General features: G+C 70.4%; 7 protein-coding genes and 2 pseudogenes. 7 read left to right on the top strand and 2 right to left on the bottom strand.

Annotated features, from left to right (window positions below; all coding sequences use genetic code 11):
- The 7 genes and pseudogenes from SACHA_RS24925 to SACHA_RS0104605 form a co-directional block, all read left to right on the top strand.
- Positions 1 to 397 (top strand): annotated as a pseudogene (locus SACHA_RS24925) (nitrate- and nitrite sensing domain-containing protein); the annotation flags it as partial.
- Complete coding sequence (locus tag SACHA_RS0104630) at positions 394 to 855, top strand: roadblock/LC7 domain-containing protein (RefSeq protein ID WP_019807560.1); 462 nt, start codon at positions 394 to 396, stop codon at positions 853 to 855. The pseudogene SACHA_RS24925 and the gene SACHA_RS0104630, both read left to right, overlap by 4 nt.
- A gap of 333 nt (positions 856 to 1,188) precedes the next feature.
- Positions 1,189 to 1,629 (top strand): DUF742 domain-containing protein, encoded by a 441-nt coding sequence (locus SACHA_RS0104625; RefSeq protein WP_019807558.1) that lies wholly within the window; start codon positions 1,189 to 1,191, stop codon positions 1,627 to 1,629.
- Positions 1,610 to 2,224, top strand: coding sequence for a GTP-binding protein (locus tag SACHA_RS0104620; RefSeq protein WP_019807556.1), 615 nt, complete (start codon positions 1,610 to 1,612; stop codon positions 2,222 to 2,224). The genes SACHA_RS0104625 and SACHA_RS0104620 overlap by 20 nt, the downstream gene beginning before the upstream one ends.
- A gap of 96 nt (positions 2,225 to 2,320) precedes the next feature.
- Entirely contained in the window at positions 2,321 to 5,557 is a 3,237-nt protein-coding gene (icmF, locus tag SACHA_RS0104615) for a fused isobutyryl-CoA mutase/GTPase IcmF (protein ID WP_019807554.1), read from the top strand.
- 212 nt (positions 5,558 to 5,769) lie between these two features.
- Positions 5,770 to 6,603, top strand: coding sequence for an LLM class F420-dependent oxidoreductase (locus SACHA_RS0104610; RefSeq protein WP_019807551.1), 834 nt, complete (start codon positions 5,770 to 5,772; stop codon positions 6,601 to 6,603).
- A gap of 63 nt (positions 6,604 to 6,666) precedes the next feature.
- On the top strand, positions 6,667 to 7,656 hold the full coding sequence (locus SACHA_RS0104605) for a TIGR03557 family F420-dependent LLM class oxidoreductase (RefSeq protein ID WP_028662886.1): 990 nt from the start codon (positions 6,667 to 6,669) through the stop codon (positions 7,654 to 7,656).
- An 18-nt stretch (positions 7,657 to 7,674) separates the two neighbouring features.
- Here the strand turns inward: SACHA_RS0104605 and kstR are convergent, their stop codons facing one another.
- Both kstR and SACHA_RS20285 read right to left on the bottom strand, forming a co-directional pair.
- The gene (gene kstR, locus SACHA_RS0104600; protein WP_019807547.1) at positions 7,675 to 8,313 is read right to left on the bottom strand and encodes a cholesterol catabolism transcriptional regulator KstR; all 639 of its coding nucleotides are present in this window, start codon (positions 8,311 to 8,313) and stop codon (positions 7,675 to 7,677) included.
- A gap of 121 nt (positions 8,314 to 8,434) precedes the next feature.
- Positions 8,435 to 8,875: pseudogene (locus tag SACHA_RS20285) on the bottom strand (MaoC family dehydratase); the annotation flags it as partial.
- Between the last annotated feature and the right edge of the window lie 130 nt (positions 8,876 to 9,005).

The following is a 9,005-nucleotide window of genomic DNA, read 5'->3' as shown; positions in this document are numbered from 1 at the left end:
GACCGAGATCGTGCCCGGCGGAGCGGGCGGCGGAGCCGGAGGGCCGCGTCCGCACGCGGGGTCGTTGTTCGCCGACCCGACCGGTGACCGACCCGGCACCGATCGCCGGGTGGACGGGACCTCCCCGCTCGACGAGCGGTGGCGGACCGCGCGGGAGGTGACCGAGGCGCAGCCGACGAGCTACACCTCCGCGGGGCTGCCCCGGCGGAACCGGGGTGAGCAGCTCGTGCCCGGCAGCGCGGTCTCCGACGAGTCGGAAGGGGACCACCCCCGGTTGGCGCGGGAGCCTGCCGACGTACGCGGGCGACTGAACAGCTTCCAGCAGGGCGTCCGGCGCGGTAGGCATGCCGGCACCGCGACGACCGATCTGCCAGACGAGAGAGTGGAGGGTGAATGACCACCTCGGACCGGGCTCAGCAGGCTCAACCCCAACAGAACCAGTTCGGCTGGCTGGTCGACGACTTCGCCGAGCGGGTACCGGGCGTCGCGCACGCCGTGGTGGTGTCCGCGGACGGTCTCCTGCTCACCGCGTCCCGCAGGCTCCCGGTCGACCGGGCGGACCAGCTCGCGGCCGTGGCGTCGGGGCTGGTCAGTCTGACCCAGGGTGCGGCACGGTGCTTCGAGGCCGGGGCCGTCACCGAGACGGTCGTGGAGATGGAACTGGGCATCATGGTGCTCATGTCGATCAGTGACGGCTCGTGCCTGGCGGTGCTGGCCGCGCCGACCTGTGACATCGGACAGGTGGCCTACGAGATGACCCTCCTGGTGGAGCGGGTCGGGCAGATCCTCACCCCGGAGCTGCGGGCCCGCCTGCAGGGGGCGCAGGGCGCGCGGATCGGCGAACCGGTGGGTTGATTCGCCGATGACCGGACCGGAACACGATTCCGGCGACGGGGGCGCCGGTTCCCGGGACAGTGCCGGGAAGCGGGACACGGACGACACCGACACCACCGCGGGGAGGGACACCGGCGGTGGGTGGGCGGAGTGGGCGAGGTTCCGCCTGGACGGTGACACGGACACAGACACCGATCAGGGGGTGGAGCCGGACTCCACTCCTGCCGACCCGGAGACCGAGGAGGTGGACACCGACGAGCCCGGCGCACGCGGCGCCGGGCGGTATCGGGGGCGACCGGGCACACACGGCGTTCCGGGCCCGCGGGCCCGGACTCGGACGCAGAGGAGCAGGTTGTGGCAGCGGAAGCCGTCCCGGTGCAGTCGGCGGTGTGGCCCGGAGCGCACTCCGCGGCACTCCCGCCGGAGCACCCGTCGACCTACCCGGAGGACACCGGGGATACGGGATTCGTCCGGCCCTACGCCATCACCGGCGGCCGGACCAGGGCGAACCACCATCTCGAGCTGGAGACTCTGGTCTCGACCAGAACGGCGGGACCGCTGGCGGTGCCCGACCAGATCGAGCATCAACTGATCATGGAACAATGTCGTACTCCACAATCGGTGGCCGAGATCGCCTCGGCTTTGGGGATGCCACTGGGTGTGGCGCGGGTATTGATCAGTGACGCGGCGGACGCCGGACTGGTCACCGTGCACAGGACGGTCTCGGGCGACGAGGGTGCCGAGGCGCACTTGCAGTTGATGGAAAGGGTGTTGAGTGGACTCCGCCGGCTTTGAGGCACCGCGCGAGACCGCGTCGAAGACGATGACGTCCGCCAAGATCGTCGTGGCGGGCGGCTTCGGCGCGGGCAAGACGACGTTCGTCGGCTCGGTGTCCGAGATCGTGCCGTTGACGACCGAGGCGATGATGACCGATGCGAGTGCCGGTATCGACGACCTCGAAGCGACGCCGGGCAAGGCGACGACGACCGTGGCGATGGACTTCGGCCGGGTTTCGTTGGACGAGGACCTGATTCTCTACCTGTTCGGCACGCCCGGCCAGCAGCGGTTCTGGTTCATGTGGGACGACCTGGTGCGCGGCGCGATCGGCGCGGTGGTGATGGCCGATACCCGCAGGCTGGCCGACTCGTTCGCGCCCGTGGACTTCTTCGAGGACCGGGGCCTGCCCTACATCGTCGGCGTCAACACGTTCGACGGCGTGCTGCACCACAGCCTGAACGACGTGCGGGAGGCGCTGTCCATCGATCCCGCCGTCCCGATCGTGCGCTGTGACGCCCGGGACCGGGAGTCGACCAAGCAGACGCTCATCACGCTGGTGGAGTACGCGATGCGCCAGTGGATCGCGTTGCGCGCGGCCAACTCCGCCTCGTGACCGGTCGGTCGCGGCTGAATCGGTACCGAAGGTGTGGTGCGCTTCACGTGTCGCCCTCCGTTCCCGAAAAGTAGGAAGTCCAAGTATTTTAGGGTCATGACCTCCGATCTGCACCGGCCCGAGCACCCCGTCCGCTTCGTGACCGCGGCGAGCCTGTTCGACGGCCACGACGCCTCGATCAACATCATGCGGCGCATCCTCCAGTCGCAGGGTGCCGAGGTGGTGCACCTCGGCCACAACCGCTCGGTGGAGGAGGTGGTGACCGCCGCGATCTCCGAGGACGTCCAGGGCGTGGCGATCAGCGCCTATCAGGGCGGGCACGTCGAGTACTTCTCCTACCTCGTGCAGCTGCTGGCCGAACGGGGCGCGGGCCACGTGCGGGTGTTCGGCGGCGGGGGCGGCGTCATCGTCCGCGAGGAGATCGAGCTGCTGCACTCCCGCGGGGTCGCGCGCATCTTCTCCCCGGACGACGGCCTGGAAATGGGGCTCCCCGGGATGATCAACACGATGGTCCGGGAGTGCGACGTCGACCTCACGCGGACCTCCCCGGGGCGGGTGGACGACCTGCTCGCCGGGGACATGCCGACGTTGGCGCGGGCGCTCACCCACCTCCAGCAGGACACCCTGCCCGCCGATTGGCGGGAGGCGATCCGGGAGGCGGCCGCGGCCCGCACCGTGCCCGTGCTCGGGATCACCGGCACGGGCGGATCGGGCAAGTCGTCGTTGACCGACGAACTGATCCGCCGCTTCCGGGTGGACCAGGAGGACAAGCTGCGTATCGCCGTGCTGGCCGTGGACCCCACGCGGCGCCGCGGCGGCGGTGCGCTGCTCGGCGACCGCATCCGGATGAACAGCCTGGACGGCGACCGGGTGTTCTTCCGGTCGATGGCCACCCGCACGGCGGGTGCGGAGGTGCCGACCGGCCTCGACGAGGCGGTCACCGCCTGCAAGGCCGCGGGCTACGACCTGGTCGTCGTGGAGACGCCCGGCATCGGGCAGGGGGACGCGGGCATCGTCGACCACGTCGACCACGCGCTCTACGTCATGACGCCCGAGTTCGGCGCCGCGTCGCAGCTCGAGAAGATCGACATGCTGGACTTCGCCGACGTCGTGGCGATCAACAAGTTCGAGCGGCGGGGCGCGGAGGACGCCCGCCGGGACGTCGCACGGCAGATGGTCCGCAACCGCGAGGCGTTCGGTGCCGACCCGGAGGACATGCCGGTGTTCGGGACGAGCGCGGCGAAGTTCCACGACGACGGGGTCACGGCCCTGTACCAGCACCTGCGGGATCTGCTGGCCGACGACGGCCTGTCGGTCTCCGCCGGGACCCTGCCGCGGGTCGGAGGGAAGGTCCCGGCCGACACCACCGTCGTGATCCCCGGGCACCGCACGCGCTACCTCGCCGACATCGCCGGGACGGTGCGCGACTACCACCGCCGCACGACGGAACAGGCCGGGGCGCTGCGCCACCGGGACCATCTGGCCGCGGCCCGGGAGGCACTGGCCGCCGAGGGGGCGGACACGGGTGAGCTCGACCGGCTGCTCGCGCGCGCCGACGACGCGGTGGAGACTGACACCACCGAGACGCTGACGCGCTATGACGAGCTGGCCGAGTCCTACCGGGGCGAGGAGCTGGTCTTCACCGTCCGCGACCGCGAGATCCACACGGAGCTGTGGCGGGAGACCCTGTCCGGCAGCCGGGTGCCGCGGGTGGCGCTGCCGCGCTACACCGACCGCGGCGAGCTGCTGTCGTTCCTGCGCCGCGAACACCTGCCCGGGTACTTCCCGTACACCGCGGGCGTGTTCCCGTTCAAGCGCGACGGGGAGGACCCGGCCCGGATGTTCGCCGGGGAGGGCGACGCCTTCCGCACCAACCGGCGGTTCAAGTACCTCTCGTCCGACTCCGAGGCCAAACGGCTGTCCACCGCGTTCGACTCGGTGACGCTGTACGGGTCGGACCCGGACACCCGCCCGGACATCCACGGCAAGATCGGTACCTCCGGTGTGTCGATCGCGACGCTGGACGACATGAAGGCCCTCTACGACGGGTTCGACCTCACCGCGCCCACCACGTCGGTGTCGATGACGATCAACGGTCCGGCGCCGACGATCCTGGCGTTCTTCCTCAACACCGCGATCGACCAGCGCAGGGACGCCTTCCGCGCCGAGCACGGCCGGGAGCCCACCGACGCCGAGGACGCCGAGATCCGCGCCTGGACCCTGCGGCAGGTCCGGGGCACGGTGCAGGCGGACATCCTCAAGGAGGACCAGGGGCAGAACACCTGCATCTTCTCCACCGAGTTCTCGCTGCGGATGATGTCGGACATCCAGGAGTGGTTCATCGCCAACGACGTCCGCAACTTCTACTCGGTGTCGATCTCCGGGTACCACATCGCGGAGGCCGGGGCGAACCCGATTACGCAGCTCGCCTTCACTCTGGCGAACGGGTTCACGTACGTGGAGTCCTACCTCGCGCGGGGCATGGACATCGACGACTTCGCGCCCAACCTGTCGTTCTTCTTCTCGAACGGGATGGACGCCGAGTACTCGGTGCTCGGCCGGGTCGCCCGCCGGATCTGGGCGGTGGCGATGCGCGAGCGCTACGGGGCCAACGAGCGCTCGCAGAAGCTGAAGTACCACATCCAGACCTCCGGGCGGTCGCTGCACGCCCAGGAGATGAGCTTCAACGACATCCGCACCACCCTGCAGGCCCTGTGCGCGCTGTACGACAACGCGAACTCCCTGCACACCAACGCCTACGACGAGGCGATCACGACGCCGACGGAGAGTTCGGTGCGCCGGGCACTGGCCATCCAGATGATCATCAACAAGGAATGGGGCCTGGCGAAGAACGAGAACCCGCTGCAGGGCTCGTTCATCATCGACGAGCTCACCGATCTCGTGGAGGAGGCGGTGCTGGCCGAGTTCGAGCGGATCACCGAGCGCGGCGGCGTGCTCGGCGCGATGGAGACGGGCTACCAGCGCGGCAAGATCCAGGACGAGTCGATGGCCTACGAGCGGCTCAAGCACAGCGGCGACCTGCCGATCGTCGGGGTGAACACGTTCCGCAACCCGGATCCCGAGCAGGACGAGGTCGAGGTGGAGCTGGCCCGGGCCACCGACGAGCAGAAGCAGTCCCAGCTCGACCGGCTCGCCGACTTCCACCGCCGCAACGAGGCCGAGGCGCAGCAGGCACTGGCCGACCTGCGGCGGGCGGCGCAGCGCGGGGAGAACGTGTTCGCCGTGCTGATGGACGCCGCCCGGGTGTGCTCGCTGGGCCAGATCACCCGCGCCTTCTTCGAGGTCGGCGGCCAGTACCGCCGCAACGTCTGACCGCTCCACCCGCGAGTTGCCGCTCCACGCCCGCGAGTTGCCGCTCCACGCCCGCGAGTTGCCGCTCCGGGACCGCGAGTTTGCGTCCGGTGTACGAAGGGTATTCTCGATCAAGGTCACTCCCGGACCGGATCGGGGTGTCGACTCGCCGTCCGGGGGCGACGACTCGCAGGCACATGGCGTCAGCTCGCGGTCCGGAAGGGGCGACTCGCGTGAAGTTCGGGGTTTCCACGTTCGTCACCGACGAAGGTATCCGTCCCGCGGCGCTCGGCCGGGCCCTCGAGGAGCGGGGGTTCGACTCCCTGCTGGTGGCCGAGCACTCGCACATCCCGACCAGCCGGGAGACGCCGTACCCGGGTGGGGGCGACCTGCCGCGGGAGTACTACCGCACGCTGGACCCGTTCGTGGCGCTGACCGCCGCGGCCACCGCGACGAACGACCTGCTCGTGGCCACCGGGGTCGCACTGCTGGTCCAGCGCGACGTGCTGCACACGGCGAACGAGGTGGCGAGTCTGGACCTGGTCTCCGGGGGTCGGTTCCTGTTCGGCGTGGGCGTCGGCTGGAACCGTGAGGAGATGCGCCACCACGGCACGGACCCCCGTACCCGGGGTGCCCTGCTGAACGAGCAGCTGCAGGCACTGACCCGGATCTGGACCACCGACGAGGCGGAGTTCCACGGCGAGTACGTCGACTTCGACCCGGTCAACCTGTGGCCCAAACCCGTCCGGACACCGCACCCCCCGATCTACGTCGGGGGCGAGAGCGCCGCGGCCGAGGACCGGCTCGCGCGGTACGGGGACGCCTGGATGCCGCGCGGGCACACCTCGCCGGAGCACATCCGGCAGGTGCGCCGGCGTCTGGCCGAACGGGGCAGACCGGACCTGCCGGTGACCATCTTCGCCGCCGACCCGCAGCGCGCTCCGATCACGGAGTGGGCCGAGGCGGGCGTGGAGCGTGTCACGTTCTTCCTGCCCACCCTGCCCGAGCGCGAGACACTGGCGACACTCGACGATCTGGCCGAGGCGGCGCGCCGCCACGCCGGGTAGCCGGGTCGCGGACCGCGAAGGACGGACGAGGCGCGCCCGCGAGCGGGCGGGGTTGGAGACGACGTGGCAGACGTGCAGATCGGGATCGCGGCGGCGTTGGAGCAGTTCGCCCCCCGGGAGTCCGTGGACCTCGCCGCACTGGCGGAGCGACACGGCTTCTCCGGGCAGATGGCGGCCGATCACTTCCAGCCGTGGGTGCCCGCCCAGGGGGAGGCGTCGTTCGTCTGGAGCGTGCTGGCCTCGCTGGCCGAGAACACCACCGGGGACCTCGGCCCGGGCGTGACCTGCCCGTCGTTCCGCCAGCACCCGGCGATGGTGGCGCAGGCCGCCGCGACCCTGGAGGCCACCTACCCCGGGCGCACCTGGCTGGGCATCGGGTCGGGAGAGGCGCTCAACGAGCACATGTTCGGCGCCTACTGGCCCGAGGCCCCCGAACGGGTCCGCCGGATGCTGGAGGCGCTGGAGATCATCACAAAGCTGTTCGGCGGGACCGACGTCAAACACAACGGCGAGTTTTTCAAGCTGCACAACACCCGGCTGTGGACCATGCCCGACCCCGCGCCGCCGGTGTACATCGCCTCGGCGGGCCCGTACACCTCCCGTAAGACGGGCGAGCTCGCCGACGGCCTGATCACGCCGGGCGCGTCGCTGGACAAGCTCGCGGGGATCCTGGAGAACTTCGCGAAGGGCGCCCGCAAGGCGGGCAAGGACCCGGACGCGATGCCGAAGCTGCTCCAGGTGCACCTGTCCTGGGCGGCCACCGACGAACAGGCGTGGGCCAACGCGCTCCAGCAGTGGCCGAACGGGGGGATGAAGTTCCCGAAGGCCGACATCCGGTCGCCGTTCGACTTCGAGCAGATGGCCAAGCTGGTGCGCCGGGAGGACTTCGAGGGCCGCATGGTCGTCTCGTCCGATCCGGACGAGCACCGGCAGGCACTGCAACGCTACATCGACGCCGGCTTCACCCGGATCTACCTGCACAACGTGGGCCGCAACCAACAGGAGTGGATGGAGGTCTTCGGCCGCGAGGTCCTGCCGAAGCTCACCGCCTGAGCCCGCCCACCCGGCGGGTCACTTCTCCAGCAGCAGGCGGACGGAGAGTTCGAGGCGGTTGGCGACGTCGGTGGCGGAGGCGCGGCGGGTGACCCAGGCGACCAGGTTGGCCATCCACACATCGGCGACGACGTGGAAGACGTCCCGGTCGGCCTCGGTGGGTTCGGCGATGCCCATCGCCGTGGCGAACATCTCCTCCAGCAGCCGCCCGACGCGCTCGACCTCGGCCGCGGCGGTGGTGTCGGCGAACATGAACGCCCGCACCATCGCCTCGGTGAGCTGTGGGTCGCGCTGCAGCGCGCGGGTGTTGCGGCCGAGCACGTACAGCACCCGCTCGACCGGGGTGTCCCCGGGGATCGGCCCGCGGCCCAGTCTGTCCTGGGCCCGTTCGAACTCCCGGGCCAGACTCGACACCAGCAGGTGGACCTTGGACGGGAAGTACCGGTAGAGGGTGCCCAGCGCCACGTCGGCGCGCTCGGCCACGGTGCGCATCTGCACGGCGTCGTACCCGCCCTTGGACGCCAACGTGAGCGTCGCGTCCAGGATACGTCTGCGGCGGTCGCGTTGCGCCGCGGAGCCGAGTTCCTCGCCGCCGTCCAGTGGGTTGAGCGTGGTGCGCCCCTTGCCCTGCCCCGACGTCCTGGGCTTGCCTGCCATTCGGCACTCTCCTGGTAGGAACGTGTTTCATTGCCTGTTCGGGCGTGTACCAGGATAAGTCATCCGCTCGCCGGGTGTGGGACGCGCGGAAAAGTGAAACACGTTCTCTTCGAGGGGTGCGTCAGTCGGTGGTGTGCAGCATCCCGTCCGACAGGGCCGGTGCCTCGTCGCGCTCGACGACCGTGGCGGTGACGAGCAGCCTCACCCCGTCCCGCCAGACCCGTGTCCGCAGCGTCTCGCCGGGGAGCACGATACCGGCGAACTTCGCCGACCACGACCGCACCCTGGTGACGTCGGCGTCGAGCACGGCGTCGGTCACGGCCTTCGCCACGACGCCGTAGGTGCACAGGCCGTGCAGGATCGGCGCGTCGAACCCGGCCGCGCGGGCGAACCCCGGGTCGGCGTGCAGCGGGTTGCGGTCGCCGCAGAGCCGGTAGAGCAGTGCCTGCTGGGGCAGCGTCGGGGTGTCGACCACGACGTCGGGCGCACGGTCGGGCAGCTCCACCCGGTCGGAGGCACCACGCGCACCGCCGAACCCGCCCTCGCCCCGGGAGCAAGCAGATCATCGGTATGATCGTCGGTGGCGTCGTCGCGCTTCTGGGCGTTGTCTCGGCCGTCATCGCGATCACTATGCTGGTCGATCTCAGTGAAGCTTCCGAGGTCGGTGATGCTGCTCTCGACAACGCGATGGC

It is taken from the genome of Saccharomonospora halophila 8 (assembly GCF_000383775.1).
In the GTDB taxonomy this organism is placed as follows: domain Bacteria; phylum Actinomycetota; class Actinomycetes; order Mycobacteriales; family Pseudonocardiaceae; genus Saccharomonospora; species Saccharomonospora halophila.
This window is presented reverse-complemented; position numbering and strand designations above follow the sequence as displayed.